The sequence below is a fragment of the Halomonas sp. HMF6819 genome (assembly GCF_044335525.1).
Lineage (GTDB): Bacteria > Pseudomonadota > Gammaproteobacteria > Pseudomonadales > Halomonadaceae > Vreelandella.
In genome coordinates this window covers 161500-188065 of record NZ_JBIQVY010000003.1, presented here as the reverse complement: position 1 = coordinate 188065, position 26566 = coordinate 161500, and the positions used below count along the sequence as shown (strand labels likewise).

25 protein-coding genes are annotated in these 26566 nt (G+C 59.4%); 15 read left to right on the top strand and 10 right to left on the bottom strand.

Annotated features, from left to right (window positions below):
• Positions 1-116: 116 nt before the first annotated feature.
• Both ACGLWX_RS10945 and ACGLWX_RS10940 read right to left on the bottom strand, forming a co-directional pair.
• Positions 117-1445: an adenylosuccinate lyase family protein gene (locus tag ACGLWX_RS10945; protein WP_396239690.1), complete on the bottom strand. Its 1329-nt coding sequence runs from the start codon at positions 1443-1445 to the stop codon at positions 117-119.
• Positions 1446-1578: 133 nt separating this feature from the next.
• On the bottom strand, positions 1579-2244 hold the full coding sequence (locus ACGLWX_RS10940) for a TetR/AcrR family transcriptional regulator (protein ID WP_252108028.1): 666 nt from the start codon (positions 2242-2244) through the stop codon (positions 1579-1581).
• A 166-nt stretch (positions 2245-2410) separates the two neighbouring features.
• Here ACGLWX_RS10940 and ACGLWX_RS10935 point away from each other — a divergent pair, with 166 nt between their 5' ends.
• The 5 genes from ACGLWX_RS10935 to ACGLWX_RS10915 all read left to right on the top strand — a co-directional run bounded on the left by ACGLWX_RS10935 (position 2411) and on the right by ACGLWX_RS10915 (position 8205).
• Entirely contained in the window at positions 2411-3445 is a 1035-nt protein-coding gene (locus ACGLWX_RS10935) for a DctP family TRAP transporter solute-binding subunit (RefSeq protein WP_396239688.1), read from the top strand.
• Positions 3446-3532: 87 nt separating this feature from the next.
• Positions 3533-4030 (top strand): TRAP transporter small permease, encoded by a 498-nt coding sequence (locus ACGLWX_RS10930; RefSeq protein WP_396239686.1) that lies wholly within the window; start codon positions 3533-3535, stop codon positions 4028-4030.
• Entirely contained in the window at positions 4027-5292 is a 1266-nt protein-coding gene (locus tag ACGLWX_RS10925; RefSeq protein WP_252108025.1) for a TRAP transporter large permease, read from the top strand. Before ACGLWX_RS10930 ends, ACGLWX_RS10925 begins: the two co-directional genes overlap by 4 nt.
• 157 nt (positions 5293-5449) lie before the next feature.
• On the top strand, positions 5450-7336 hold the full coding sequence (locus tag ACGLWX_RS10920) for a bifunctional sugar phosphate isomerase/epimerase/4-hydroxyphenylpyruvate dioxygenase family protein (protein ID WP_396239684.1): 1887 nt from the start codon (positions 5450-5452) through the stop codon (positions 7334-7336).
• The gene (locus ACGLWX_RS10915; RefSeq protein WP_396239682.1) at positions 7333-8205 is read left to right on the top strand and encodes a shikimate dehydrogenase family protein; all 873 of its coding nucleotides are present in this window, start codon (positions 7333-7335) and stop codon (positions 8203-8205) included. Before ACGLWX_RS10920 ends, ACGLWX_RS10915 begins: the two co-directional genes overlap by 4 nt.
• A gap of 17 nt (positions 8206-8222) precedes the next feature.
• Here the strand turns inward: ACGLWX_RS10915 and ACGLWX_RS10910 are convergent, their stop codons facing one another.
• On the bottom strand, positions 8223-9023 hold the full coding sequence (locus tag ACGLWX_RS10910; RefSeq protein WP_396239680.1) for an SDR family NAD(P)-dependent oxidoreductase: 801 nt from the start codon (positions 9021-9023) through the stop codon (positions 8223-8225).
• A gap of 106 nt (positions 9024-9129) precedes the next feature.
• Here ACGLWX_RS10910 and ACGLWX_RS10905 point away from each other — a divergent pair, with 106 nt between their 5' ends.
• Positions 9130-9834, top strand: coding sequence for a GntR family transcriptional regulator (locus ACGLWX_RS10905; protein ID WP_396239678.1), 705 nt, complete (start codon positions 9130-9132; stop codon positions 9832-9834).
• On the opposite strand, the gene ACGLWX_RS10900 is transcribed toward ACGLWX_RS10905, so the two are convergent.
• The 6 genes from ACGLWX_RS10900 to ACGLWX_RS10875 all read right to left on the bottom strand — a co-directional run bounded on the left by ACGLWX_RS10900 (position 9831) and on the right by ACGLWX_RS10875 (position 15300).
• Positions 9831-10808, bottom strand: a complete 978-nt coding sequence (locus tag ACGLWX_RS10900; RefSeq protein WP_396239676.1) for a C-terminal binding protein — start codon at positions 10806-10808, stop codon at positions 9831-9833. The two genes, ACGLWX_RS10905 and ACGLWX_RS10900, sit on opposite strands and share 4 nt — an antisense overlap.
• Positions 10805-11689 (bottom strand): oxaloacetate decarboxylase, encoded by an 885-nt coding sequence (locus ACGLWX_RS10895; protein ID WP_396239674.1) that lies wholly within the window; start codon positions 11687-11689, stop codon positions 10805-10807. The genes ACGLWX_RS10900 and ACGLWX_RS10895 overlap by 4 nt, the downstream gene beginning before the upstream one ends.
• A gap of 34 nt (positions 11690-11723) precedes the next feature.
• Positions 11724-12428 (bottom strand): SDR family NAD(P)-dependent oxidoreductase, encoded by a 705-nt coding sequence (locus tag ACGLWX_RS10890; RefSeq protein ID WP_396239672.1) that lies wholly within the window; start codon positions 12426-12428, stop codon positions 11724-11726.
• Between the two features lie 13 nt (positions 12429-12441).
• Positions 12442-13455 carry a DctP family TRAP transporter solute-binding subunit gene (locus ACGLWX_RS10885; protein ID WP_396239670.1) on the bottom strand — a complete coding sequence of 338 codons (1014 nt, stop codon included), beginning with the start codon at positions 13453-13455 and terminating at the stop codon, positions 12442-12444.
• A gap of 67 nt (positions 13456-13522) precedes the next feature.
• On the bottom strand, positions 13523-14803 hold the full coding sequence (locus ACGLWX_RS10880) for a TRAP transporter large permease (protein ID WP_252108017.1): 1281 nt from the start codon (positions 14801-14803) through the stop codon (positions 13523-13525).
• A complete protein-coding gene (locus ACGLWX_RS10875; protein WP_252108016.1) occupies positions 14800-15300 on the bottom strand; it encodes a TRAP transporter small permease in 501 nt (166 codons plus the stop codon). The genes ACGLWX_RS10880 and ACGLWX_RS10875 overlap by 4 nt, the downstream gene beginning before the upstream one ends.
• A 423-nt stretch (positions 15301-15723) precedes the next feature.
• Between ACGLWX_RS10875 and ACGLWX_RS10870 the strand changes: the two genes are divergently transcribed.
• The 6 genes from ACGLWX_RS10870 to ACGLWX_RS10845 all read left to right on the top strand — a co-directional run bounded on the left by ACGLWX_RS10870 (position 15724) and on the right by ACGLWX_RS10845 (position 22717).
• Positions 15724-16710: a Bug family tripartite tricarboxylate transporter substrate binding protein gene (locus ACGLWX_RS10870; protein ID WP_396239668.1), complete on the top strand. Its 987-nt coding sequence runs from the start codon at positions 15724-15726 to the stop codon at positions 16708-16710.
• 53 nt (positions 16711-16763) lie between these two features.
• Positions 16764-17225 (top strand): tripartite tricarboxylate transporter TctB family protein, encoded by a 462-nt coding sequence (locus ACGLWX_RS10865; RefSeq protein ID WP_252108014.1) that lies wholly within the window; start codon positions 16764-16766, stop codon positions 17223-17225.
• Positions 17226-17304: 79 nt separating this feature from the next.
• On the top strand, positions 17305-18804 hold the full coding sequence (locus tag ACGLWX_RS10860) for a tripartite tricarboxylate transporter permease (RefSeq protein ID WP_252108013.1): 1500 nt from the start codon (positions 17305-17307) through the stop codon (positions 18802-18804).
• A gap of 11 nt (positions 18805-18815) precedes the next feature.
• The gene (locus ACGLWX_RS10855) at positions 18816-19496 is read left to right on the top strand and encodes a GntR family transcriptional regulator (RefSeq protein ID WP_252108012.1); all 681 of its coding nucleotides are present in this window, start codon (positions 18816-18818) and stop codon (positions 19494-19496) included.
• A gap of 235 nt (positions 19497-19731) precedes the next feature.
• Positions 19732-21618: a bifunctional sugar phosphate isomerase/epimerase/4-hydroxyphenylpyruvate dioxygenase family protein gene (locus ACGLWX_RS10850; RefSeq protein WP_396239666.1), complete on the top strand. Its 1887-nt coding sequence runs from the start codon at positions 19732-19734 to the stop codon at positions 21616-21618.
• Positions 21619-21730: 112 nt separating this feature from the next.
• Entirely contained in the window at positions 21731-22717 is a 987-nt protein-coding gene (locus ACGLWX_RS10845) for an AEC family transporter (RefSeq protein WP_396239664.1), read from the top strand.
• Here ACGLWX_RS10845 and aroQ read toward each other — a convergent pair.
• The gene (aroQ, locus tag ACGLWX_RS10840) at positions 22714-23163 is read right to left on the bottom strand and encodes a type II 3-dehydroquinate dehydratase (protein WP_396239662.1); all 450 of its coding nucleotides are present in this window, start codon (positions 23161-23163) and stop codon (positions 22714-22716) included. The two genes, ACGLWX_RS10845 and aroQ, sit on opposite strands and share 4 nt — an antisense overlap.
• A gap of 139 nt (positions 23164-23302) precedes the next feature.
• Here aroQ and ACGLWX_RS10835 point away from each other — a divergent pair, with 139 nt between their 5' ends.
• The 3 genes from ACGLWX_RS10835 (at position 23303) to ACGLWX_RS10825 (ending at position 26539) form a co-directional block, all read left to right on the top strand.
• Positions 23303-24097, top strand: a complete 795-nt coding sequence (locus ACGLWX_RS10835) for an IclR family transcriptional regulator C-terminal domain-containing protein (RefSeq protein WP_396239660.1) — start codon at positions 23303-23305, stop codon at positions 24095-24097.
• Between the two features lie 111 nt (positions 24098-24208).
• Entirely contained in the window at positions 24209-25033 is an 825-nt protein-coding gene (locus ACGLWX_RS10830) for a DUF72 domain-containing protein (protein ID WP_396240041.1), read from the top strand.
• A gap of 162 nt (positions 25034-25195) precedes the next feature.
• Positions 25196-26539 (top strand): sodium-dependent transporter, encoded by a 1344-nt coding sequence (locus ACGLWX_RS10825; protein ID WP_396239658.1) that lies wholly within the window; start codon positions 25196-25198, stop codon positions 26537-26539.
• Positions 26540-26566: the final 27 nt, after the last annotated feature.

Sequence of the window (26566 nt, the reverse complement as noted above, 5' to 3'; positions counted from 1 at the left end):
TACGAACAAATTACTGCGCCACGGCACAAGCGTCAAATGTCGCCCCTGCTCGGAAGCAGACCACGTCGTCACAATCGAAACGGCCACCTGAAAATTAGCTTTTTCTGTTCAATAACTTACCAATTTTCGAGCCACTTTTTGGTGCGCGTCACCTGTAAAATGCTGCTACCAAGGTATAAAGCGGGATCGCACGCCTGATCGAGCGCCTCGCGCGTCACAGCGTCGGCAACGTCGGGGTATTCAAAGAGCACGTCGGCGTAGGGGCGCGCCGCACGCCGGGCCTGCTCGGCGGCATCACTACTCACGGCCTTCGCCTTGTCGGCGCCCAGCGCTGGCGCCAGCAGCTTGGCCACCGGCTCGGCCATGATGCCGCCACCGGTGGCCGAGAGATTGCGACGCATCCTTTCGGTATGCACCTCGAGCCCTTCAAGCAGCGTCGCGGTCTGCTCAAGCGCCCCCTCCACCAGCAGCGTGCTCTCGGTCATCGGCGCCCACTCCGCGTGCCACTCGCCCAGCCCCCGCTCCAGCGGCTGGGCGGCAGCGTTAATGACGACGCCGGCGTGACCGTGGACCTGGCGCGCCGCACTTCTGATCAGCGCGCAGCGCACCGGATTGCGCTTGTGGGGCATTGACGAGGATTCGCCCATGCCGGGGGCGGCGGGCTCGGCCACCTCACCGATTTCGGTCTGAGTCATCAGGGAAATATCCAGGGCGATCTTGTCGGCCGCGGCGGCCACGGCATCGAGCGCGGTGACGAGCGCATGCACCGGATAGCGGTCGGTATGCCAGGGCAGCACCGGCGAAGCCAGGCCCAGTCGCGTTGCCAGCGCGTCCATCCACTCGAGGCCCTCTGCGTCCCACCCGGAATGCACACCCACCGCGCCGCCGAACTGAATGGGAAGCTCGATTTCCATCAAGCGCCGCCGCGCCTGCTCGAGTCCCACCGCCCAGTGAGCCACTTTGACGCCGAAGGTGATCGGCAGCGCCTGCTGCATCAGCGTGCGCCCGACCATGGGCGTTTCGGCGTGCGCCTGCATCAGCGCGATGGCCGCCGCGCGGCAGCGCAAAAGCCACTCGTCCAGCGCTTTCAGGCGCGCCTTGAGCAGCAGCATCAGGGCCGAATCGATAACGTCCTGGCTGGTCGCGCCCTGATGCCAGTAGCGTTTGAGGTCATCGTCGAGCAGACCGCGCCCTTGCTTGACGAAGGGAATCGCTGCGTTGCCGCCGGTGGCGATCCCTTGAGCAATCGCCGCCGTGTCGAAGGTCACGCTTTGAAGCTGCTCACGCATCCGCTCGGCCGCGCCGCCGGGCACCGCGCCGCTTTCTTGCTGAACCTCGGCCAGCGCCAGCTCGAAGGCCAGCATGGCGTCGACCATGGCATTTTCATCGCAGGCGCCAAGCGCCTGGCCGCTCATGAAAGGGTGTTTTAGAAATTCGGCGGGCATGGACGTCACTCTCCTTGATCAGCGGCCACCAGGGCGCATGTGAACATGTGTTCGTTATTCGAACCCTACGCTAAAGAGCGGGCGAGGTGCTTGCAACTGTTGCAACCGGTACTTGCCGCCCAAACGCCTACGCTCAGTCGGGGCGGACATAGCGAAGTACCATGTCGGTGACGTGGTCTTCGAGCTTCTGCTGATTCTCGGATGCGCGCTGGTCCCAATCGAAGATGCGCGAGAAGGTGTGCTGATTGGAGACGTTGAAAAACGACAGCGCGCTGATCAGCCAGTGTAGCTCGCGCGGGTCCAACCCCTCGCGAAAGCAGCCGGTTTCCACGCCGCGGCCATAGACGCCGGACAGCGTATCGATCACCCCGGCGTTGAGCGACTGAATGAGCGTCGACTGCGCGACGAAGCGGCCGTGATGGATGTTCTCGATCATGACCAGGCGAATGAAATCGGGATTTTTGGCATGGTGGGTAAAGGTGAACCGCACCAGCCGGGTCAACGCTTCGACAGGCGCCAAGTGGTTCAGGTCGAGCTCGGCTTCCTGCAGGCGCACCTTCTGGTAGGCCGCTTCCAGCGTGTGCCGGTAGAGCGACTCCTTGTCCGTGAAGTAGTAATAGATCATTCGCTTGGAAGCGCGGGTCTTGGCCGCTATCTCGTCGATACGTGCCCCGGAAAGTCCGTTTTTTGAAAACTCGCGCGTCGCTACTGCCAAAATATCGGCGCGCACGGATTCGGGGTCGTTTTTACGCCGGCGACGAGGCCCGGCCGGGGGTTTCTGGCTCGCGGAAGCGGTCATGAGAGGCGCCTTTTGTTGTCATGATTGTTCTTTTGTCTAGTATGCCCTAGCTTGACTGAACGTACCATTTCGTACATTGTTTTGAAAGACACTACGAAAAAGCCTAAAAACGCCACGCCATGCGGCTTTCGAGGCCGCTCACCGCTTAAAATAGAGGACAATAACAATGTCATCACGCCTGAACCACACCCTGCTCAAACACGCACTGACCGCCGCCGTCGCTACCGCCGTGCTGGCCGCCACCGCCCAGGCGAGCGCCCAGACGCTGCGCTTTGCCCACGTCGACCCAGACGACTGGACCACCTCCAAGAAAGGTGCGGCCGGCCAGGTTTTCAAGAACCTTGTGGAAGCCGAGACGGACTTAACCGTCGAGCTCTACCCGGCGGGCGCGCTTGGCGGTGAAACCGAGCTGATCGAAGGCGCCCAGGACGGCACCATCAGCATCGCCATGGTGTCCGGTGCCTACGCCAACTTCTGCCCGGCGGTGGCCGTGACGGACATTCCCTACACCTTCCCGTCCGCCCCGGTGGCGTGGTCGGTGATGGATGGTGAATTCGGCGATGCACTCGCCGAGCACTGCCTTGAGCAGACCGGCCTTCGCACCCTGGCCTACGGCGAAACCGGCTTTCGTCACTTCACCAACTCCGTGCGTACGATCAGCACCCCCGAAGATATGGCCGGGCTGAAGTTCCGCGTGCAGACCATTCCGCTTTATCTTGAAATGGTGAGCGCGCTGGGTGCCGAGCCTCAAGGCATTGCCTGGGGCGAGGTGCCGACGGCGCTGGCCACCGGCGTGGTCGACGGCCAGGAAAACCCCATTTCGGTAATCTACGGCAACAACTTCTACGAGTTTCAGGATTACCTGACCCTGGATGGCCACGTATACGGCGTCGATCATCTTTTGATCAACGATGAGATCTTCCAGTCGCTGACCGAGGAAGAGCAGGCCGCCGTGAAACGCGCCGCCGTAGTGGCGGGCAACACCGGTCGCGTCATCCAGCAGTTCAACTCCGCCGAGGGTATCGCCAAGCTGCAAGAAGAGGGTATGGAAGTCACCCAGCCCACCGCCGAGCAGTTGGAAGCCTTCAGGGAAGCAGCGCAGCCGCCGGTGCAGGCGTACCTGCGCGAGGAGCTGGGCGACGACGCCGAGTGGATCGACCGCCTCTCTTCAGCGGTGGACGAAGCTTCCGCACGCTTTTAACCCGATCTAAACAAGACGTTTCGCGAGTGGGCCGGGGTCGGCCCGCTCGTCGTTGCGTGTGCCTGACCACCGTTTGAAGGTGCTCCCATGTCCCATCTTCTCGCTCGACTGCAACGTGGCCTGATCCTGTTCAACGCCGGCCTGGCCGGCCTTGCCATGATTTTGATCTTTCTGCTCGTGGCGGGTAACGCTTTCGCGCGCTACACCTACGGCGGCTCCATCAGTTGGGGCGAAGATACTGCCATTTACCTGATGATCTATGGGCTGATGTTCGGCATGGCCTGGGCGTACCTACAGGACAAGCATATCGGCTTCGACCTCATTCGCCGCCTGCTGCCGGCGCGCTGGCTACGCTGGCAGGCGATCGTGATCGACCTGGTGGTGATGGCGGTGGGCATCGCCCTGGTGGTTTCAGCCATCGAGTTCATCGACTCTCGGGGGAGCCGTACCTCGGCGAGTACCGGCATGCCGATGTGGCTTTACCAGGCCTCGATGGTGCTCGGCGGCGGGCTCTTGAGTCTGTCAGCCCTGATCATGGGCGCCCTGCGTTTAACCACGCCCGCCGACCAGGAGGTGGCGCCATGATTTTCGTTCTTCTATTGGCGCTGGTGCTGATCGGTGTACCGTTCGCCTTCGCCATTCTGGGCACGCTAACGGTGCTGATGAGCACCGGCGACCTGCCCTATCACATTCGTATCGTCTCGCAGCAGTTTTTCGGCGGCATGGAGTCCTTTCCGCTGCTGGCGATTCCGCTGTTCATTCTCGCCGGCGAGCTGATGAACGAGGCGGGCATCACCCACCGCATCATCAACCTGGCCAGCGCCATCGTCGGCCGGCTCAAGGCCGGGCTTGCCCACGTCAACATCTGGGCCTCGGTGATCTTTGCCGGACTCTCCGGCTCGGCGATCGCCGATACCTCCGCGCTGGGGCGGGTCTTTATTCCGTCGATGGAGAAAGAGGGCTACCCGCGGGATTTCGCCGCCGCGCTCACCGCGGCCTCCTCGGTCATCGGCCCGATCATTCCGCCGAGTATTCCGGTCATCATCTACGCGCTGACGGTCTCCGGCGTCTCGGTACCCGGGCTCTTTCTGGCCGGCATCGTGCCTGGCTTTTTGCTGGCACTCGGGCTTTCGATCTACGTCTACTTCTTTGCCGGTGACCTTGGCGCCTCGAAGACGCAACAGCAGTCGCGCCGCCACGCCCTGCTGCACGGTCTGCTGCCGGCGCTGATGCCGGTGTTCGTGGTCGGCGCGATTCTTGCCGGCATCGTCACCCCAACCGAGGCCGCGGCCTTTGCCGTGGTCTACGCGCTGATTCTAGGTGTGGTGCTGTATCGCAACATCAAGCTCACCCACCTGCCAGCGATTTTCGCCCGCGCCATGCGCGATAGCGCCGTCATCATGGTGATCATGGGAGCCGTCGCCGCCGCCAACTGGGTGCTGACTTTCGAGCGCGTGCCGAACATGCTCACCGAGTGGGCGCTGATGAGCATCGACACCCAGTGGACCTTCCTACTCGCGGTGATCGCGCTGCTGCTGGTCGTCGGGCTGTTCCTGGAAGGGATCGCCGCCATTCTGGTGCTGGTGCCCATCCTTCACCCGATCGCCATGGCGCTGGGGATTGACCCGCTGCACTTCGGCATCGTGGTGATCTTCAACCTGATGATGGGGCTGATCACGCCGCCCATGGGGCTTTGCCTGTTCGTCGCCGATTCGGTTTCCGGCGTCGGCATGGGCGCGATCATCCGGCGCATTCTGCCGATGCTGCTCGTGCAGTTTTTGATTCTGCTGCTGATCACCTTCGTGCCGACGCTGGTCACTTTCCTGCCGAGGCTCTTTGGCTATTGATCCATGAGCGGCTGGGTTTTCAGCGACCAAGTTTGTAATAGCTGAGTTTTAAAGACTGAGTTTTAACGACCGGGTTTTAACGACCCGGTTTTAACGACTGAGCTTTAGCCACTGAGTGTTCGACGGCTGTTTTTCCGACTGCAAGGAGCGTGTTGTCATGTATTCGTCCATCGCCACGGTGTGCCTGAGCGGCTCGCTCGAAGAGAAGGTCGACGCCATCGCCGAGGCCGGCTTCGAGGGCCTCGAACTCTTCGAGAACGACCTCACCGCCTTCACCGGCTCCCCCCGGGAAGCCGGCGAGCTGATCCGCTCGCGCGGGCTCAGGCTGGTCACGCTCCAGCCGTTTCGCGATTTCGAGGGCCTCGAGGGCCGCGCCCGGCAGCAGGCGTTCGATCGCGCCGAGCACAAGTTCGACCTGATGCAGGAGCTGGGCACCGATCTGTTGATGGCCTGCAGCACCACCCGTGCGGATTCACTGCCGGGGCTGAGCCGGGCCGCCGACGACTACCGTGAGCTTGGCGAGCGCGCCGCCAAACGCGACCTGCGCGTCGCCTTCGAGGCGCTGGCCTGGGGGCGCCATATCCATGACTACCGTGACAGTTGGGAAGTGGTGCGCCGCGCCGCCCACCCAAGCGTGGGGCTGGTGCTGGACACCTTCCATATCTTCTCGCGCCAGACCGAGCTTGGCACCATCGGCCGCATCCCGGGCGACCGGATCTTTCTCGTCCAGACCGCCGATGCGCCCAGGCTCTCCATGGATCATCTCTCCTGGAGTCGTCATTACCGCTGCTTCCCGGGCCAGGGCGAGCTTCAAATGGATGCGTTCATGGCCATGCTCGAGGAGACCCGCTACGACGGCCCGCTCTCCCACGAGATCTTCAACGACGTCTTTCGCATGGGGCACAGCAGTCAGACCGCCCGCGACGGGGTGCGCTCCTACCACCTGCTGCGCAGCATGCAGACCGACAGCGGCATACCCGCGCCGCAGCCGATCGCGTCGGTGGCCTTTCTGGAGATCGCCGTCGAGCCCGGGGATCTCGCCCCGCTGCGTGACGAACTCGGCGCGATGGGGCTCGCCTGCGTGGGGCGCCACCATACCCTGGACGCCGAACGCTGGGCCGCGGGGGAGGTGAACCTGGTCCTCAATACCGAGTCGAATTTCACCGGACGGGTCCCCGGGCGCGACGCCACCGCGATCACCGCCATCGGCCTGAAGGTGGATAACGCCTACGAGGCGTTCAAGCGGGCGGACAAGCTGGGCTATGACATCGTCGAGCCCGAGGACGTGGGCTCGAGCCATCGCATGAGCGCGCTGCGCAACGTCGACGGTAGCCTTTCCTACATCATCGACGACTCCCAGCTCAGCCGCACCTGGGATCGCGAATTCACCGTCGATGTCGCGCCGGTGCCGCAAAACGCGCTGGTCGATATCGACCACATCAGCGTGGCGCTCTCCTATCACGACTACCTCTCGCTGATGCTGCAGTATCGCGCCATCTTTGCGCTTGAGATCACGCCGTCGTTCGACGTGACCGACCCGCGCGGGCTCATCCAGAGCCAGGTGCTGCAGAACCACGACGGGCGTTTTCGGCTGGCGCTCAACGCCAGCGCCTCGCCGGATACCGCCAGCAACCGCTTCGTGCGCCAGTACGGCGGCTCCGGCATTCATCACGTCGCCCTGCGTACCCGCTCGATGCGCGAGACCGCGGCCACGCTGCGCGAGGCGAACACGCCGACCCTGCCGATTCCCGGCAACTACTACCGCGACCTGAACGCACGTTTTGAACTGCCGGCGCAGACGCTTGCGTGGATGCAGGACCACGACGTGCTGTTCGACCAGGACAGCGGCGGCGATTTCCATCAGCTCTACGCCCAGACGCAGCGCAAGGCGTTCTTCTTCGAGCTGGTGCAGCGCGACGGCTATCAGGGACTTGGGGCGCCGAACGCCTTCGTGCGCGTGACCGCACAGCAGCGTCTGGACGCCGAGATCGACGCCATCGAGCCCCCGGACTCTATGGATGACACGAAAGGACATCACGCATGATCAAGCTTGGTCTGGTGGGCGAAGGCATCGCCCAGTCGCAGTCGCCGGATTTGCACGTTCGCCTGGGCGCGGCGCTCAATGAGGCGGTTCGCTACGACCTCGTGGATAGCCGCGGCGTCGAGAACTTCGACTTTCCCGGCGCCATCGAAACGCTGCGCCGCGAAGGCTACCGCGGCACCAACGTCACCTTCCCGTTCAAGGAGCGCGCCGCGAAATTGGCCGATATTCGTGGTGAAGGCGTCAAGCGCGTGGGCACAGCCAACACATTGCTGTTCGAGGAAGGCGGCCTGCGGGCGGAAAACACCGACTACACCGGGTTCATCAGCGCTTACCGCCACTCATTTGGCGAGCGCCCCGCCGGCGAGGTGCTGTTGATCGGCGCCGGCGGCGTGGGCCGCGCGGTGGCCTGCGCGCTGGGCGAGGTGGGCGCCACCTGCGTTCACGTGCTGGAGCGCGATGCTGAGCGAGGCGAAAGCCTGACGCGCGATCTCAACGCCATGGGCATTAACGCCGATTGCCTCTCGTTTGATCAGGCCGAGCGTGAGCTTTCTGGCTTTCAAGGCGTGGTCAACTGCTCGCCGATCGGCCATATCAACCACCCAGGCTGCCCGATCGACACCTCCGGTCTTCACGAGGGCCAGTGGGTGTTCGACGCCGTGTACGTGCCCGCACATACCGAGTTTTTAAACGCCGCCACCCAAGCAGGCGCCGACGTCCTGTCCGGGGTCGAGCTGTTCGTCTTTCAGGGCGTGGACGCGTTCCGCTTCTTTACCGCGGATCGGCTGAGCGCTGATAGTATCGATGCGCACGTCATTTCGTTGCGCCAGCACTATATCGAGCGGCTGGTGACGTCGATGTCCAGTCGTTGAAGGCAGGGAAACAACCGTTAGACTTCCTGCTCTGCCAGCGGTCCAAGCGGCTCTCCGGGATTTCCATTGATGGCATATCCGCCGTCTACCAGCCAGTCCGCGCCCGTAATGAAACCGGACCCCGGCTCAGCCAGGAATCTAACGACACGAGCGATTTCATTCGGGTCGGCCCACCGGCCCACCGCGCTTCGCTCTGCAAACAGAGTGTAATCCAGCGTGCCCTCCTTCATTTTTTGACGTAAAGGAGACGTCAGCGTGTAGCCTGGTGATACGGTGTTGACGGTAATGCCTTGCCGACCATACTCCAGCGCCAAACCGCGCGTCAGCCCACCTATGGCGGACTTGGCCACGGAGTAAGCCGTACGCCGCTGAAGCCCGACATGGCCGATGACAGAACCGATGTTGATGATACGACCGCTGCTACGCTGACACATCTGAGGTAAGAAAGCGGCGGCCATTCGCGATGCGCCGCCCACGTGTACGTCCAGCATTCGCTCCAATACGCAGGCCTGTTGCTCGTGATGTCTGGCGATTAACGGCTGCATGATCCCTGCATTGTTGATCAGAATATCGACCCGCTCCTCGCTTTTGACCAGCTGTGCGATGGAGGCTTCGCTTGTCACATCGAGTGCGTAGGGACGACACGTTACACCACCTTTTTCGAGCCGATCAGCCAATGCTTCGGGCGGGGATAGATCGCCCAATACGATGCGCGCGCCGCAGCGCCCAAGCTCGCAGGCCAGCGCCTCACCGATACCGCCTCCGGCACCTGTGACAAGGGCTACCCTGTTCGTTAGTTCTTTACCTGGTATATCCATGTGGAACGCTTACCCGTTTAAAGCGACACCGCTATAGGCAGGTCGGCTGTGTGTGGTACGTTACATACTCGGTGCATCCAACTCGTTTTCCTTGTATGGAATCTCCATGTCGTCCAGGTCGATCAAAATTCAACGTCCCCAGTCGCTGGCAACTCTTGTCACCGAGAGGATTCGTGAGGCCATCGTTTCCGGGGAGTTCACACTGGGCGAGAAAATCTCCGAGGAGTCGCTTGCCGAAACCTTCGATGTGAGCCGCTCCCCGGTACGCGATGCCCTCAACGCGCTTCAGTTCACCGGCCTGGTCGAGATTCGTCCCAAGCGCGGAAGCTTCGTCTTCAATCCCACCATTCTGGACATAGGTCAGCTTTGCGAATATCGCGAAATGCTGGAGCGCGAGGCCTGCACGCTCGCGATGCGAGGCAGTCGCGAGGCACTGCTCGAAGCGCTAAAGGCGCTGTTCGATGAAATGGCCAGCGCTCACAAAAACGGCGATACCCGACGCTATGCCGCCCTCGATACGGCCTTTCACAAGGCCTTTTTCGAACACTGCTCCAACGCGCTTGTCCAGGATGCCTATCTGCTGGTCGAAGCGCGGCTGGCGACTATTCGCACCGTGCTAACAGCAGCAAAGAAAGAGCGACGTGAAGCCAGCTATGACGAACACGGCGAGATCATCGATGCGCTGAAAAAAAACGACATGGCCCGGTTCGAGAAGGTGCTAAAAACGCACATTCACCGAACCCAGGCTGTTGCCGTGGAACGCCTATCCGAACCCGACAGCGGCGGCGTTTATCAAAAGCCCGATCGTTAACGTTTGATATCTCGCACGTCTGGATTGGCCAAATAAGTGGGTTCACGGCCCTGCAAAACATCGACGACGTTCTGAGCGGTTTTCGAGCGAATTTCAAACTCGCTTCCTTCGGAATACCAGGCGCAGTGAGGGCTTGCGATGACGTTAGGTAGTGATAGCAAGGGGTGGTCGGCACCGATGGGCTCAACTTCGAATACATCCAGCCCGGCACCGGCGATCCGACCCTCTTTCAATGCCCGTATCAGCGCCTCTTCGTCAATGACCGGACCACGCGCAGTGTTGAGAATCAAGGCAGTGGACTTCATGGCTGCAAACTGCTCATGGGAAACCATATGCCGGGTCTCGTCCGTCAGCGGCACGTGTACGGATAAGATATCCGACTCGGCGATCAGTGCTTCGTAGGACACGAGCTCGACGCCGGCCTCTTTCGCCACAGCTTCATTAGCATAGGGGTCATGGGCGATCATACGTAGACCGAATCCAGCCATCTTTCGTGCCATGCGCTGAGCGATTTGGCCAAAACTCAAAAACCCCAGGGTTTGGCCACGAAGACGCGCCAGCGGCTTTGCGGCGGTATAGTCCCAACTGCCCGCTCTGAGAGCGCGGTCGTAAAGCCCAATGCCTCTTTTTAGTGCCATCATCAGTGCAATGGCATGATCCGAGACTTCCTCGAGCGAGCCGTCAGGTACATTCGCGACATAAATGCCGGCCTCGGTTGCACGCGGCACGTCAATGGTGTTGAGCCCGATTCCATAGCGCGAGATTACCTGGCAGCGCTCCAGCTTATCGATCACGTTCGCCGTAAGTTGACAGTACTGGTTAATGATGGCGTCCGCATCGGCGCAGGCGGCAATAGCCTCGGCTTCGGTCTTGCACTGGGCTTCTACTAGCTCGAAACCCGCAGCTTCGATGACTGCCCGCTCTGGTGCCAGATCGGGAAATTCGAAATCGGTGACGACGATTTTGGGACTCATGAACGCGCTCCATACTGATCGTCAAACTCATTGAAGAAATCCTGATTGACGATATCGGTGAACTGGCTGTAGTTATGCTGGTCGCCGACATGGGCAGGTGTGCCGTCATCGCGAAGACGAACCAGCGCATTTTCCATGGCCTTGCTAGCGGTAAAGAGCAGCGTGACCGCGTAGAACACGACCGAAAAGCCCATCTCCTGCAGCGTGGATCGGTCGAGCTTGACGGTTTCGTTGCCATCGACGATCGATACTACCTTGGGGCCTTCGACCGCTTTGGCCACCGCCTCGATTTCAGCGATGGTCTTGATACCATCGACGAATACCAGATCGACGCCAGCATCCTGATACATTTTGGCGCGGCGTATCGCCTCTTCAGGGCCAGCAGCGGGCATCGCATCGGTGCGTCCGATGATCAGCATGTCCTGATTGCCTCGAGCAGCAATGGCACCTTTCAAACGACGAGCGTTGGCTTCGGCATCAATCAAGCGAACTCCAGCACGCTGACCGCAACGCTTGGGGGCTTCCTGATCCTCCAGATGAATCGCGGCAACGCCGGCCTGCAGGTACTCCTGCACGGTACGATAGATATTGTTGGGACCACCGTAGCCGGTATCGGCATCGGCAATGACCGGGATATTGACCGCGCGTACCATGTTGCGAGCGTGCTCGGTCATCTCTGTCTGAGATAAGAGCCCAATATCCGGCATGCCTAGCCGACTGGCGGTGGCGCCAAAGCCTGTCATGTAGATAGCGGGAAAGCCGGCACGCTCTACCAGCCGTGCCGATAGCGAGTCGGGTGCACCGGGGGCGGCGACGATACCACCCTTGGAAATTAGGGATCGGAGAAGAGAGGCTTGGGTAGTGGGCCGTGTGTCAGTCATTGAGCACCTTTGAGTAATGTAAGTTATGAGGGTGTTAGCGCCGCCCGCCGGCGACGCGTAGCACTTCGCCAGAGGTATAAGGCGCATCCAGCAGCAGCCATTCAGCGGCACCGGCCACTTCCTCGGCGCTACCCGGCCGGCCGAGCGGGATAGCCTCGGCGCTCGCCGCCCCTCCGGGCGCGCCGGTCTGCATGGCGGTTTGAATGATGCCGGGCGCCAGGGCGTTGACCCGAAGCTCTGGGGCCAGATCGCGAGCCATCGCGCGCGTTAGCGCTAACAAGGCACCCTTTGAGGCACCGTAAGCAGCAAACCCCGGCGCGCCGCCGTTTTCACCCGCAATAGACGCCATGTTGACGATCGCCCCGGGCACCTCAGGCGTGCGCGCGCTCAGAAAGGCTTTGGTGACCAGCATCGGGCCTGTCACGTTGATGCGTAGCAAGCGCTCGATCTCAGTAGCCTCCAGATTGAGCCAGCTGCGCTTTTGACCAAGAATACCGGCGTTATTAACTAGATGTGTCGGACGCCACGTGGTCAGATCCGCCGATGCAATGGCATTTTCGTCGGCGATATCGACGACGTCCGTTCGGGCCAGGTCGCCGAGCTCGCTGCGTGTCTGCTCCAAGGCATGCGCCGAGACATCCCACAGAAGAACGCGCGTGCCTCTCTGAACCAGCCGAACCGCGATGGCCCGGCCAATGCCTGCCGCCGCGCCAGTAATCAGTACAGTGGGTCGAGACATGATTCTCTCTTTATCAGTTGTCTGAGCGGATACTGTCGAGCTGCTCCATCATGCGGTCGATGTTGTCACCGCCAAGCGCGTCACGACTGCTTTCGTAAACCGGCGCCACCGTTTCGCGAAGCTCTGTCATTGCCTCTTCACGGAGTTCAGTAAACTCCATGCCTTCGGACTCCAGCGCGGTGCGCGCCTCGTCTACAGCTTCACGGGCGCGCGTGACTTGAGGATCGCGAGCCGCGACGGCACATTCGCGCACCAGGTTCTGCTCGGCTTCGTTAAGTCCGTTCCACTTTCGCTCTGACATCAAGACCGGTAGCGGGGAATAGGCGTGCTGCGTCAGCGTGACGTAATCCTGAACTTCGTAAAAACGCTGCGACTGGATCAGCGGCAGCGGGTTTTCCATGCCGTCGACGGCACCGGTTTCCAGTGCGGTGAAGACTTCGCCAAAGGACATGGGCACGGGGTTAGCGCCCAGCGCGCGGAAGGTGGCGAGGTAGATCGGGTTTTGAATCACACGTATGTTCAGCCCCTCGAAATCCGCCACGCTCTCGATGGGATGCACCGAGTTGGTAGCGTGCCGGAAGCCGTTCTCCCAGATCGATAGCATCACCAGTTGATGCCCTTTCATTTTTTCAGCCAGATCGTCGGCGTAGGGGCCCGTCATGACCTCGTCGACTTCATCGAAGTTGGAGAACAGAAAGGGCAGGCTGAAGACGCCCATCGCCGGCTCGATACCCGCCAGCGCATCAGCCCCGGCCACGACCATATCGATGGAGCCCGAACGTACCGACTGTGTTGCCTGAGCGTCATCACCGAGCTGGCCAGAATAGAAAGCGCGCAGCTTCATCGCGCCATTCGAGCCCTCCTCCAGGCATGACGACATGGCATCGATACCTGTGGCGACCGGGTGATCTTGCGCCGCGCCGTTCGATACTCGGAACGTATGGTTACCAAACTCTTGTGCCATGGCCGGCGTCAGCGCTATTACACTTGTGAGAGCCGTAGCAGTGAGGAAGGTCATTTTTTTCATGATGAATCATTCCTTATTGTTTGTTTTAACACGCTAAATAGTTACCACTTCCAGGTTGTGTCGAGCATTATCGAGACAACCACTCCAGTGGCCAGAGTACGATTTGCGGAAAAGCGACCAGTAACACCAGCACCATGACCTGCGCGATCAAGAAAGGCGCTGCTCCACGGGCCACCCGGTGCAGCGATACGCCGGATACCCCAGAGGCCACGCTGAGCACGATACCGACGGGCGGCGTTACCAGACCTATGGCGGTATTGACCACAAAAATGACGCCGAAATAGATCGGATCAATCCCGGCCTCGACAACGACCGGCAACAAGACGGGTGCGAGAATGAGAATGGTTGGACCCATGTCCAGCATGGTCCCTACCAGTAGCACGATCAGCATGATGACGATCAGCAGCAAACGCGGTGACTCCACTAACGGGCCGACCAGCTCCAGCACCATTCCTGACAAGTCGGCAATAGTGATGAACCAGGCGGTTGCCAGCGCCGCGGCAGCTAGCAACATAACGACCGCGGTGGTGAGCGCTGCATTGCGAAACACTTCGAACAGATCACCGATTCTTAGCTCCCGGTGAATCACCATCCCGATAAAGATGGCGTAAACGGCGGCGACGACCGCCGCTTCCGTCGGAGTAACGATGCCGAATCTGATACCGCCGAGAATGATGACTGGCATGCCCAGCGACCAGATCGCGCGCCGGGTTTCGCGCAGGCGATCCTTCCATCCCTGACGTGGCAGCGGTTTCACGTTGTCGCGGCGCGCCACTACGAGCCACGCTGCCATCGCGGCAAGCCCCATCAGCACGCCCGGAACGATGCCAGCCAGAAAGAGCTTCGTGATCGACAGGTTGGTGGCAACTGCGAAGATGATATAGGCGATAGAGGGCGGAATAATCGGCGCAATGACACCGCCTGCCGACAAGAGTCCGACCGAGCGGGCTTCATCGTGGCCCGAGCCCCGCATCATGGGCAGCATGATGGCGATTAACGCCGCGGTATCGGCGGCGGCGGAGCCGGACAGCGACGCGAGGATGATAGCGGCGAATATCGCCACAATGCCCAGCCCACCCCGTAGATGACCCACGAAGGCGATCGCGAACGCAATGATTCGCTTGGACATACCGCCGGCATTCATGAGCTCGCCAGCGAGTAAAAAGAACGGGATCGCCAGTAAGGAAAAGTTATTGGCACCCAGTACCAACTGCTGTGAAATGATTTGCGGATCAAACAGGTCGAGCGCCCAGCCCATCATGGCGGCACAGATTAGAAGCGCGAACGCGACCGGAACACCGATAGCAAGAGTGGCTGCCAAAGTGGCGACAAAGATACCTAAAATCATGACGCCACCTCACCGGCACGCGGCGCGAAACTCAGGCGTCCGCTCAAATAACCCAGCATCCTCAATGCAGCGATCAGACCAATGATGCCGGCCATGGGAATCACCGCGCCGAACACCCAAATCATCGGCAAACGCGTTACCGGGGCGATATTCGTTGCGTTGATATCGAATTGTTGCACCGCCCCTGTCACAAGCAGAGCACAAACCGCGACCACTAAACCATTAGCGATCACCAGCATGGCTCGTCTCAATGCTGGCGGTGCCAGCAACAGCACCAAATCGAAACCGATATGCATGTTGCGATGCATGGCGGCGATAGCCCCTAGAAAAATCAGCCATACGAAAAAAAAGCGTGAAAGTTCATCCGAAACATCGATGCCCGAGCCAAATCCGTAGCGCAGTATGACGTTGGTGAACACCATCGCCGTCATGCCGAGCAGCAAAAAAACGAGTGCCATGTCGACTGCACGAAAAATTAAGCGAATTATCCTGGACATCGTCCCTCCACAGCTGGAACCGAGGCTCACAATCGAACGTCTTGATTCTTGTAACGTGTTACATACAACATACAACGATGATTCCAGAGTGCGTCAAGACAAACTTGCTCTTTAAGCAATCAATTAAGACTAAAGTAATACTAAAAAGATGGCTGGAAGGCTCTTATCGCCTTTTTATCAAAGTTTTATTCGAAATAAATGCCGCGTTGTATGTAACCTAAAAATCAGCAGAATAAAGCTAAACCGATTACCCACCCGCATTAAAAACAAGTTTTTATATAAATCTAACAAACACTTACATTAAATTAATACTTTTTGCTAATACGTAAGAAGGGAATATTCCTTGACGCGGCACATCGTTTAAATTGAAGTGTTATATGTTACATACAACAAGTTTCCGATAATAAAACAGGACTCGCCGCCATGACTCGTTCGATAAAAAGCCGCTGCTGTTACGCTTTGGGTGCTGCATCGCTGGTAATGCTGACCTCTTCGCCGCTGCACGCTGACAGTTGGCCCGAGAAACCAGTGACACTGATCGTTCCTTGGGGGGCCGGTGGCGGCACCGATGCCACTGCAAGAATGCTTTCAACATTGCTCGAAGAGAGCTTCGGCGTTCCTTTCCCGGTGGTTAACCGCACCGGTGGCTCAGGCGTCATAGGCCACTCAGCGATCGCCAACGCTTCACCCGACGGTTATACGATCGGGGTGGCCACGCTGGAAATCGGCGGTATGCATTACCAAGGCCTAACAGAGATCACCTATCAAGATTACTCGCCCATCGGGCTCTATAACGCCGATCCTGTCGCCGTTTTCGTTTCTTCGCGAAGTGATTATGACAGCGTTGAAGATTTACTGAGCACGATTCGCTCCTCCGAACACCGTGAACTCAAGGCAAGCGGCTCGGCCCAAGGGGGCGTGAATCACATTGCAGAAGCCGGAATGCTGCTGGCCTCCGATATCGCGGCCGACAAAGTGGCTTGGGTTCCCTCTGAGGGGGCAGCGCCCGGCCTTCAGGATCTTGCTGCTGGCGGCGTGGATTTCGCGACCGCCTCAATGCCGGAAGGCCGAGCGCTAATGGACGCTGGACTGATCAAGCCTCTAGTGTTGCTCAATACTGAGCGTTCGACATCGTCGCCAGAGGTGCCCACCTTCGAGGAAGAGACAGGGAACGACTGGTCATTTGGTTCCTGGCGCGGCCTGGTTGCACCGGCCGGTGTGGATGAAGAAATCATTACCACACTACAAGCGCATATGAGCGATATCGTAAACGATCCTGCCTACCTGGAGTTCATGGAGAACCGGGGCTACGCAACACAGTGGCTGGAAGGCGATGAGTTCATGGAATTCATGCAGAATTCGGATCAAAGAATCGGCGAAACCCTCAAGTCCTTGGGCATCGTGGAATAGTGAATAAAGGGTACATCGTTTGCGATGTATCCTTTTATTTTAGGTTACCGCACATGAAAGCTAACGATATCGTCATCGGCGCTATGTTTATCCTCCTTGGCCTCTTGACTGTTTTTCAGGCGCGCACTTTCCCATCCATGGCGGGCCAAATGGTCGGCCCCTCCACGTTTCCCACACTCATTGGAAGCGGTTTATCGGTAGGCGGCGCGGTACTGATCTTGAAACAGCTACTAGCCGGCGAGCGGGCGCCTTTAGTGATTGCCAACTCAGGATGGTTCAAGACTAAAAGAGTCTTGAGTTTTGCCCTTCTATTCGTTGGAAGCCTTGTTTTCGCTATATGGATCGAGGAGATCGGTTTCGTCATTGGTGGGGCCATACTCGCGATAGCGCTCTTGTGGCTGGAAAATTATCGCAAGCCGCTGATACTCGGTTTCGCAGCGCTGTTCGTGGTCGTGGTTTATTACCTGCTGTCACAACAGCTCAACGTTCCGCTGCCAACGGGACTATTTATTTAACGATTTTTCCAACGGCATTACTCAAGCACTGTTAGTCAAGAACTTGCCGTTCAAGCGTTTCATTCAAGAGTCTCAAACAATGATCGACAACATCGCAGGCGCACTCCCGCTGGTTTTCAATTACACGACGCTCGGCGTCATTTTAGCCTGTGCGTTGTTTGGACTCTTCGTCGGCGCAATCCCGGGGCTGTCCGCGACCATGGCCACCGCTATTCTGGTACCGATCACCTTTTTCATGGATCCGGTTCCCGCCATCGCAGCCATCGTTACGACCGCAGCCATGGCGATTTTTGCCTCCGACATTCCTACTGCCTTGCTGCGCATACCGGGAACGGCTGCCTCAGCGGCCTACGTTAACGACATGAACGGTCTCGCCGTCAAAGGAAAGGTGGGGCATGCGCTAGGCATTTCGGTCTTCTGCGCGGCGTTCGGAGGCGTATTCGGATCGCTCGTGCTTATCTTCGCCGCGCCAAAGCTTGCGCTAGTCTCTCTGAACTTCACATCCACTGAATATTTTTGGCTGGCGCTTCTCGGTTTGACGGCGGCCGTCATGTTAGGCACCGGCTCCGTTCTGAAAAGCCTGCTTTCATTAGGGCTCGGCCTATTGATTGCCACCGTTGGTCTTGATTCGACAGCGGGCTACCCTCGCTTCGTCTTCGGTATCGACGCCGTCATCTCCGGCGTCGCTTTCGTGCCCGCCTTGATCGGCATGTTCGCCATACCCGAAATTATTCGTACCCTCGTGCATAAGGAGTCGACCGAAAAAGCGCCTGCTCACGTCTCGGTGCGCTCACTGTTTTCGGGGTTGGGAAGTACTTTGTACAGATACAAGGGCAATGCGCTGCGTGGCTCGCTGATCGGTAATATCGTAGGCATTCTACCTGGCGCGGGTTCCGATATCGGTAGCTGGATCTCCTACGCCGTCTCCAAGAAGTTCTCTCGTCAGCCAGAAAAGTACGGTACAGGTCACGACGAAGGATTGGTGGATGCCTGCTCGGCCAATAACTCCGCGCTATCGGGCGCTTATGTACCTGCCATGGTGTTCGGCATTCCAGGGGATTCTATCACCGCGATCGTCATCGGCGTGCTTTACGCCAAAGGACTCAATCCGGGGCCGCTGGTGTTCATTACCAAAGGCGTCGAAGTCACCGCAGTGTTCATTACCTTTTTGGTGGCCAATCTATTGATCATTCCGCTTGGATTGATCGCTATCTTCGCCTCGAGACGTCTACTTCAGGTCGACAAAACGCTGCTGGCACCCTTCATTCTGATCTTTGCGATAGCAGGCTCTTACGCGATCGACAATACCTATACGGGTATCGTCATCATGCTGGTACTGGGTCTGTTGGCTTACTTTATGGAAGAGAACGGTCTACCCATTGCGCCGGTCATTTTGGGGTTGGTTATGGGCCCCATGCTTGAAAGCAACTTGATTACGTCTCTCATCAAGAGTGACGGCAACATGCTCGATTTTTTCTCTCGTCCAATCGCCGCAACGCTGGGTGTCTTGACACTTTGTATATGGTTTGTACCTGTTATTTTAAGGCTTGTTCGAAAAACTAGAAAAACCGACGATTGATAGGTCTTATAATGAAAAAAAAATCGCACATTGGCCCTGTTCAATCATTGACGGATATCGCAACTGAACGGCTTCGCACGGCCATCATCAATGGGGATTTCTTGCTGGGGGAAAAAATTCCCGAAGAGGTGCTCTCGTCAAAGCTCGGTGTTAGCAGAACGCCTATTCGAGATGCACTCGCTCGACTTCAAACCATCGGACTCGTGACTGTCAGACCAAAGCGCGGAAGCTTCGTTTTCGAACCCACCAGCACGGACGTCGTCGACATTTGCGATTTCCGCTTCATGGTAGAGCTACAGGCGGCAAAACGCAGCTTTTCTAATAGCCCTGTACGGTTCATAAAGTCGCTACAGCTGATTGCTCAAAAAATGCAGGTATCGGTTAGCAGAAACAATGCTCTCGAGTACTCTAATCTCGATAGCGACTATCACCAGATGTTTTTCGAATATTGTGACAATAAATACCTTCTCAATGCGTTCAATTTGATCAGCAACCGAATTTCAGCTTTAAGAGCTTCCATCACGTCACCTCAGCCTGCGCTTAGAGAAATCAGTTTCGAAGAGCACTTGGCCATGATCGACCATCTCAAAAAAAGTAATATCGAATGTTTTGAGAAGGTGTTGTACACGCACATCATGCGTACTCAAGACATTTACTTGAAGGCGTTGGAAGAGCGAAAAGCAAATGCATAAGTCGGCTCCCCTTATTCGAGTAATAATACGGCTCGAGATCATTTATTAAGCTGCTTCAATAGCGCTTCAACTCAATATTTTCGACGCCGTAACGAATACCAGAAGTAGAAACACTTTAAAAAATATTCTTTATTTACGCTCCGCGAAGCTGTCTTGTGCCGAGCTTAGCGGACTACTGATTCGTTCGATGGCCGTTTCCAGACGGCCGGTTTCCGACCGCAAGGAGCGTGTTGTCATGTATTCGTCCATCGCCACGGTGTGCCTGAGTGGCTCGCTCGAAGAGAAGGTCGACGCCATCGCCGAGGCCGGCTTCGAGGGCCTCGAACTCTTCGAGAACGATCTCACCGCCTTCACCGGCTCTCCCCGGGAGGCCGGCGAGCTGATCCGCTCGCGCGGGCTCAGGCTGGTCACGCTCCAGCCGTTTCGCGATTTCGAGGGCCTCGAGGGCCGCGCCCGGCAGCAGGCGTTCGATCGCGCCGAGCACAAGTTCGACCTGATGCAGGAGCTGGGCACCGATCTGTTGATGGCCTGCAGCACCACCCGTGCGGATTCACTGCCGGGGCTGAGCCGGGCCGCCGACGACTACCGTGAGCTTGGCGAGCGCGCCGCCAAACGCGACCTGCGCGTCGCCTTCGAGGCGCTGGCCTGGGGGCGCCATATCCATGACTACCGTGACAGTTGGGAAGTGGTGCGCCGCGCCGCCCACCCAAGCGTGGGGCTGGTGCTGGACACCTTCCATATCTTCTCGCGCCAGACCGAGCTTGGCACCATCGGCCGCATCCCGGGCGACCGGATCTTTCTCGTCCAGACCGCCGATGCGCCCAGGCTCTCCATGGATCATCTCTCCTGGAGTCGTCATTACCGCTGCTTCCCGGGCCAGGGCGAGCTTCAAATGGATGCGTTCATGGCCATGCTCGAGGAGACCCGCTACGACGGCCCGCTCTCCCACGAGATCTTCAACGACGTCTTTCGCATGGGGCACAGCAGTCAGACCGCCCGCGACGGGGTGCGCTCCTACCACCTGCTGCGCAGCATGCAGACCGACAGCGGCATACCCGCGCCGCAGCCGATCGCGTCGGTGGCCTTTCTGGAGATCGCCGTCGAGCCCGGGGATCTCGCCCCGCTGCGTGACGAACTCGGCGCGATGGGGCTCGCCTGCGTGGGGCGCCACCATACCCTGGACGCCGAACGCTGGGCCGCGGGGGAGGTGAACCTGGTCCTCAATACCGAGTCGAATTTCACCGGACGGGTCCCCGGGCGCGACGCCACCGCGATCACCGCCATCGGCCTGAAGGTGGATAACGCCTACGAGGCGTTCAAGCGGGCGGACAAGCTGGGCTATGACATCGTCGAGCCCGAGGACGTGGGCTCGAGCCATCGCATGAGCGCGCTGCGCAACGTCGACGGTAGCCTTTCCTACATCATCGACGACTCCCAGCTCAGCCGCACCTGGGATCGCGAATTCACCGTCGATGTCGCGCCGGTGCCGCAAAACGCGCTGGTCGATATCGACCACATCAGCGTGGCGCTCTCCTATCACGACTACCTCTCGCTGATGCTGCAGTATCGCGCCATCTTTGCGCTTGAGATCACGCCGTCGTTCGACGTGACCGACCCGCGCGGGCTCATCCAGAGCCAGGTGCTGCAGAACCACGACGGGCGTTTTCGGCTGGCGCTCAACGCCAGCGCCTCGCCGGATACCGCCAGCAACCGCTTCGTGCGCCAGTACGGCGGCTCCGGCATTCATCACGTCGCCCTGCGTACCCGCTCGATGCGCGAGACCGCGGCCACGCTGCGCGAGGCGAACACGCCGACCCTGCCGATTCCCGGCAACTACTACCGCGACCTGAACGCACGTTTTGAACTGCCGGCGCAGACGCTTGCGTGGATGCAGGACCACGACGTGCTGTTCGACCAGGACAGCGGCGGCGATTTCCATCAGCTCTACGCCCAGACGCAGCGCAAGGCGTTCTTCTTCGAGCTGGTGCAGCGCGACGGCTATCAGGGACTCGGGGCGCCGAACGCCTTCGTGCGCGTGACCGCACAGCAGCGTCTGGACGCCGAGATCGACGCCATCGAGCCTCCGGCCCCTATGGATGACACGAAAGGACATCACGCATGATCAAGCTCGGTCTGGTGGGCGAAGGCAACGCCCAGTCACGCATTCGAGTAGCCCTATAATTGACTCGCTTTGCGAGGCGTTGCGATAGTATTGAATCAAACGACTCGTCATTGTGCGTGCTCTGTATTCACGCGCCGAAAAGGCCTCCATGCTCTCCATTCTCGCTATTACCACGCCCATTTTCCTGCTGATTTGTGCCGGCTATGTCGCAAGACGTAGCCGGCTGATGAGTGCCGAGCAGATGCAGGGCGTGAGTATTTTCGTGCTCTACTTGGCGCTGCCGGCGCTGGTGATACGCGCTTTCAATCAGCAGCCGCTGGGCGACATCCTTCAGCTCAACTACTTGGTGGCTTACGGGCTGGCGTCGGCGCTGGTGTTCGGTTTGGGGCTTCTGATTAGCTTGAGGCGCGAACGCGAGAACCTGGCGGCTGGGGCCATGCAGGCGCTTGGCATGGCGGCGGCCAACAGCGGCTTCATCGGCTACCCGGTGGCGGCGATGGTGATCGGCTCGCCAGCGGCGGTGCTGTTGGCGCTGAACATGATGGTCGAGAACCTGCTGATCATTCCCACCGCGCTCGTTCTAGCGGAAATGGCGAGCCAGCGCAGCGGGCGACTGGCCACGACGCTCAAGAAAACCGCGCTCAACCTGGTCAAAAATCCGGTACTGGTTGGGCTTGCGATCGCATTGAGCCTTGCAGGCTCCGGCCTTTTGCTGCCGGCGCCGCTGGCCAAGGCGGTCGACATGCTGGCTGAAGCAGCGGGGCCGGCGGCGCTGTTCGTGATCGGGGGCGCGCTGTTCGGCTTGAGGCTCAAGGGGCAGACCCGACACGTCAGCCTGATCGTGATCGGCAAGCTGCTGATCCACCCGCTGGCGGTACTCGCGGCCTTTTTAGTGATACCCGGCATCGACCCGGTATACATCGTCGGCGCCGTTTTATTCGCCTCGGCGCCGATGATCAGCATTTATCCGCTGTTCGGCCAGCGCTATGGTGTGGGCGATATGAGCGCAGCGGCCATGCTGACCGCGACGGTAGCATCGTTTGTCACCCTGAGCCTGATCATCGCGCTGCTGCTGCATACCCCGTCGCTGGCGCTCTAAGAGGCGTCTTCGCTTTTGATAATGGCGTCGAGCGCGGCCCGATACCCGTGCGTGCCGAGTCCGGCGATGACGCCGTCGGCGCGCAGCGACACATAGGAGTGGTGGCGAAAGCTTTCGCGCTTATGAACGTTGGAGATGTGCACCTCGAACACGGTGCCCTCAAACGCGTTGAGCGCATCGAGAATGGCAACGGACGTGTGGGTGTAGGCCGCAGGGTTGATGATGATCGCGTGCGTTCCGTCAAGACGGGCGGCGTGAATCGCATCGATCAAGGCGCCTTCGTGGTTGCTTTGAAAGCAGACGACCTCCCAGCCGGCCAGCAGCGCCGCTTCGCGCAGCCGGTTGTTCACGTCGTCCAGAGTGTCGGCGCCGTAGATCTCGGGCTGGCGGGTGCCCAAAAGATTGAGGTTCGGCCCGTGTAGCACGGTGATTTTTTTCTGTTTCATCAAAAGGGCTCCTCATTAGTGAAGCAGGACGATACGGTCGGCGCGTGCAGCGTCCAGGACGAACGAATAATTGTTCGCTATTCGAACATCGTGTTAGATTCAGGGTTTCAACTGCGCGCCTACCGGTCAATGATTCATTATGAAAGACGCTTTACAGGAAGATACGCTCACGCCGAATAGCCGTGATTTCGTCTCCGCCCTCTCCAGCGGGCTGGACGTCATTCTCGCCTTCGACGACGCCCATTCGCGCATGACCTTGAGCGAGGTCGCCGCGCGTACCGGCATGAACCGGGCCAAGGCGCGCCGCTTTCTGCTCACGCTGCACGCGCTTGGCTACGTGCGAAAGCATCAGCGCTATTTCGAGCTGGCCCCGAAGGTGCTGCAGTTGGGCTATGCGTTTCTCTCGGCGAACAATTATCGTAGCGTCATCCAGCAGTTCCTGGAAGATATCACCGCGCAGACCGGCGAGTCCTCGTCGCTGGGTCAGCTCGACGGCGACGAGGTGATCTACGTGGCGCGCTCTGCCGCCCCGCATCGCCTCATGGCGATCACGCTTTCCGTGGGTACCCGCCTGCCCGCCGCCTATACCTCGATGGGCCACGTGCTGCTGGCGCAGCTATCCGAGCCGGCGCTGGAAGCATATCTCGAGCGTATCGAGCTTTCACGCCACACCGACAAGACCGTTGTGGATAAACACGCGCTCAAGCAGCGTATCGACTCCGTTCGTGAGCAGGGCTACGCCATCGCCGACCAGGAGCTGGATTCCGGGCTGCGCTCGCTGGCAGTGCCCGCCTTCAACGCCAGCGGTCAGCTGCTCGGCGCGATCAATATTAGCACCAACGCGGCGCGCATCGACATGCCGACGCTGCTCGAAGAGTACCTGCCGCTGTTGCAGCAAAAGGCCGCGCAGATACGCACCTCGATTGCGAGTTAAGCGCCGCCATGCCATCCGCATCTTTTCTGTTACGTTGTGCCGAGCTTGCACGCTTTGGCGATTAGACGAGCGCCAGCGCAAACGTCGCGCCCGTTCTACCTGGGCTTGCCGATGTGGGCCAATCAGGATTGGCAGGGCAGCCTCTATGCGCGCCACGCGAAAACCGAGCTGTTGAGCGACTACGCGGCGGTGTTTTCGACCGTTGAGGGCAACACCACGTTTTATAGCGGCGCGCCGAAGGCGGAGACCATCGCTTCCTGGGCGCGCCAGGCGCCGAGCGATTTTCGCTTCTGCCTGAAGCTTCCCGCCCGCGTCACCCACGAACAGCGCCTGACGCGGCTGGACGAGGCATGGCGCTTTCTCGAGGCCTTTACGCCGCTGCACGACCGACTGGGCCCGACCATGGTTCAGCTTCCGCGAGATTTTGGCCCCGAGGAGCTACCCCGATTGGAGGCGCTGCTCGCCGGGTGGCCGGCGCATTTGCCCTGCGCCGTCGAGGTGCGCCACCCCTTGTTTTTCCACAAGGGTGAGGCGGAAAAGGCACTCAACCAATTGTTGATAACTTTTGGTGCCAACCGTGTGATGCTGGATGTTCGCCCGGTGTTCTCCACCCCGCCCAACGGCCACGAGGGCTTGGCCCACGCGCAGCAGGAAAAGCCGAAACTCCCGCTACACGTGCTTTCCACGGGAAATGCGCCGGTCATTCGCTTCATTGGACATATTGACAAAGCGATCAATAGCCGCTACTTCGACCCCTGGATATCGCGAATCAACCTGTGGATAAATCAGGGGAAAACCCCTTTCTTGTTTGTGCATACCGCGGATAATCGCGCCTCGCCGCAGATGGCGCGACGGCTCTATAACGCCTTGAACGAACACGCTTCTCTGGCGCCTCTTGCGCCCTTTCCCGGCGAAACCCAGGCACCGCTTTTCTAGCATGGGTTGTTTCATGCTGTTTTGCTCATCAAACTGAGCCTCAGCGGCTGGCATGGCGCGCCGCGTTCCTATAAATTGCGCGTACTTTCGGTCTGCCCCTGGCAGGGCCGAGCTCGACGAAGCGCGCAAACGCATACTACAAACTGAACACCTGGGTGATGTATGGCAAAACTGGCACACGCACAGTGGTCCTCGAAGATGGGCTTCGTGTTGGCCGCCGCGGGGTCTGCGGTAGGTCTTGGGAATATCTGGCGCTTTTCGTATCTCACGGGAGAGAGCGGCGGCGCGGCGTTCGTACTGGTCTATCTGGCCTGCGTTGCGCTGGTGGGGCTTCCGATTCTGGTGGCGGAGTGGATGATCGGCCGGCGCGGTCAGAAAAATCCGATCAACACCATGGCGGAGCTTGCCAAGCGTCACGGCCGCTCGCGCGGCTGGGCCATGGTGGGAGTCAGCGGTGTACTGGCGGCGTTTTTGATCCTGTCGTTTTACAGCGTGATAGGCGGCTGGTCGCTCAACTACACGCTGAACTCGGTGACCGGCGCCTTCAGTGGTCAAAACGCGGAAACGAGCGAAGCGGCTTTTAATGCGCTACTGGGTAACCCAGGGTCGCTACTCATTTGGCACACGCTGTTCATGGTGCTGGTGGTGGGTATCGTAGCTCGCGGCGTGACCAAGGGGCTGGAAGCGGCAGCGCGCTTGCTGATGCCGGCGCTGGTCGTGCTGCTGCTGGTGCTGGTGGGCTACGGCGCGGTGAGCGGCGCCTTCGGCGAGGCGTTTGCGTTTATGTTCAGCCCGGACTGGAGTGCGCTCAACGGCAGCGTCATGCTGGCGGCCATGGGGCAGGCGTTTTTCACCCTGTCGCTCGGTATGGGCATCATGATGGCCTACGGCTCCTACCTGGGTGAAGACGTCAACCTGCTCGGCACCGCCCGTACAGTGATCATTCTGGACACCGCCATCGCGCTGTTGGCCGGGCTTGCCATCTTCCCGATCGTGTTCGCGACCGACCTGGACGCCTCCAGCGGCCCCGGTCTTATCTTCGTGACGCTGCCCATCGCCTTCGGCAACATCCTTGGCGGTAGCCTGCTGGGGTTGGGGTTCTTTTTGCTTTTGACCTTTGCTGCCCTCACTTCGGCGATTTCTCTGTTAGAGCCGGTGGTGGAAACACTCGAGGAGCGCACCGCCCTTGGCCGACTGGGCGCTACGCTTGCCAGCGCCGCGGCGGTCTGGCTGGTCGGCGTGGCCGCACTTTTATCGTTCAACGTATGGGACGGCGTGCTGCTGTTCGGGCTTAACATCTTCGATCTGCTCGACACCTTCACAGGCAAAATTCTGCTGCCGCTGACCGGGCTAGGGGCGATCGTGTTCTACTCGCTTTGCCTGGACAAGGAGGAGTCGCGTAGCGAACTCGGTATGGACGTGTACGACTACAGCCTGTGGAATCTGCTGACCAAATATGTCGCGCCCACTGGCGTGATCGTGGTCTTCGTGGCGGGCTTCATTTAAACCGCGGCGATGTTTTGACCAGCTCAG

Bases quoted from the DNA above. Each gene is read 5' to 3' on its own strand.
- ACGLWX_RS10945 (WP_396239690.1), bottom strand. From the start codon at position 1,445: ATGCCCGCCGAATTTCTAAAACACCCTTTCATGAGCGGCCAGGCGCTT.
- ACGLWX_RS10940 (WP_252108028.1), bottom strand. From the start codon at position 2,244: ATGACCGCTTCCGCGAGCCAGAAACCCCCGGCCGGGCCTCGTCGCCGG.
- ACGLWX_RS10935 (WP_396239688.1), top strand. From the start codon at position 2,411: ATGTCATCACGCCTGAACCACACCCTGCTCAAACACGCACTGACCGCC.
- ACGLWX_RS10930 (WP_396239686.1), top strand. From the start codon at position 3,533: ATGTCCCATCTTCTCGCTCGACTGCAACGTGGCCTGATCCTGTTCAAC.
- ACGLWX_RS10925 (WP_252108025.1), top strand. From the start codon at position 4,027: ATGATTTTCGTTCTTCTATTGGCGCTGGTGCTGATCGGTGTACCGTTC.
- ACGLWX_RS10920 (WP_396239684.1), top strand. From the start codon at position 5,450: ATGTATTCGTCCATCGCCACGGTGTGCCTGAGCGGCTCGCTCGAAGAG.
- ACGLWX_RS10915 (WP_396239682.1), top strand. From the start codon at position 7,333: ATGATCAAGCTTGGTCTGGTGGGCGAAGGCATCGCCCAGTCGCAGTCG.
- ACGLWX_RS10910 (WP_396239680.1), bottom strand. From the start codon at position 9,023: ATGGATATACCAGGTAAAGAACTAACGAACAGGGTAGCCCTTGTCACA.
- ACGLWX_RS10905 (WP_396239678.1), top strand. From the start codon at position 9,130: ATGTCGTCCAGGTCGATCAAAATTCAACGTCCCCAGTCGCTGGCAACT.
- ACGLWX_RS10900 (WP_396239676.1), bottom strand. From the start codon at position 10,808: ATGAGTCCCAAAATCGTCGTCACCGATTTCGAATTTCCCGATCTGGCA.
- ACGLWX_RS10895 (WP_396239674.1), bottom strand. From the start codon at position 11,689: ATGACTGACACACGGCCCACTACCCAAGCCTCTCTTCTCCGATCCCTA.
- ACGLWX_RS10890 (WP_396239672.1), bottom strand. From the start codon at position 12,428: ATGTCTCGACCCACTGTACTGATTACTGGCGCGGCGGCAGGCATTGGC.
- ACGLWX_RS10885 (WP_396239670.1), bottom strand. From the start codon at position 13,455: ATGAAAAAAATGACCTTCCTCACTGCTACGGCTCTCACAAGTGTAATA.
- ACGLWX_RS10880 (WP_252108017.1), bottom strand. From the start codon at position 14,803: ATGATTTTAGGTATCTTTGTCGCCACTTTGGCAGCCACTCTTGCTATC.
- ACGLWX_RS10875 (WP_252108016.1), bottom strand. From the start codon at position 15,300: ATGTCCAGGATAATTCGCTTAATTTTTCGTGCAGTCGACATGGCACTC.
- ACGLWX_RS10870 (WP_396239668.1), top strand. From the start codon at position 15,724: ATGACTCGTTCGATAAAAAGCCGCTGCTGTTACGCTTTGGGTGCTGCA.
- ACGLWX_RS10865 (WP_252108014.1), top strand. From the start codon at position 16,764: ATGAAAGCTAACGATATCGTCATCGGCGCTATGTTTATCCTCCTTGGC.
- ACGLWX_RS10860 (WP_252108013.1), top strand. From the start codon at position 17,305: ATGATCGACAACATCGCAGGCGCACTCCCGCTGGTTTTCAATTACACG.
- ACGLWX_RS10855 (WP_252108012.1), top strand. From the start codon at position 18,816: ATGAAAAAAAAATCGCACATTGGCCCTGTTCAATCATTGACGGATATC.
- ACGLWX_RS10850 (WP_396239666.1), top strand. From the start codon at position 19,732: ATGTATTCGTCCATCGCCACGGTGTGCCTGAGTGGCTCGCTCGAAGAG.
- aroQ (WP_396239662.1), bottom strand. From the start codon at position 23,163: ATGAAACAGAAAAAAATCACCGTGCTACACGGGCCGAACCTCAATCTT.
- ACGLWX_RS10835 (WP_396239660.1), top strand. From the start codon at position 23,303: ATGAAAGACGCTTTACAGGAAGATACGCTCACGCCGAATAGCCGTGAT.
- ACGLWX_RS10830 (WP_396240041.1), top strand. From the start codon at position 24,209: ATGTGGGCCAATCAGGATTGGCAGGGCAGCCTCTATGCGCGCCACGCG.
- ACGLWX_RS10825 (WP_396239658.1), top strand. From the start codon at position 25,196: ATGGCAAAACTGGCACACGCACAGTGGTCCTCGAAGATGGGCTTCGTG.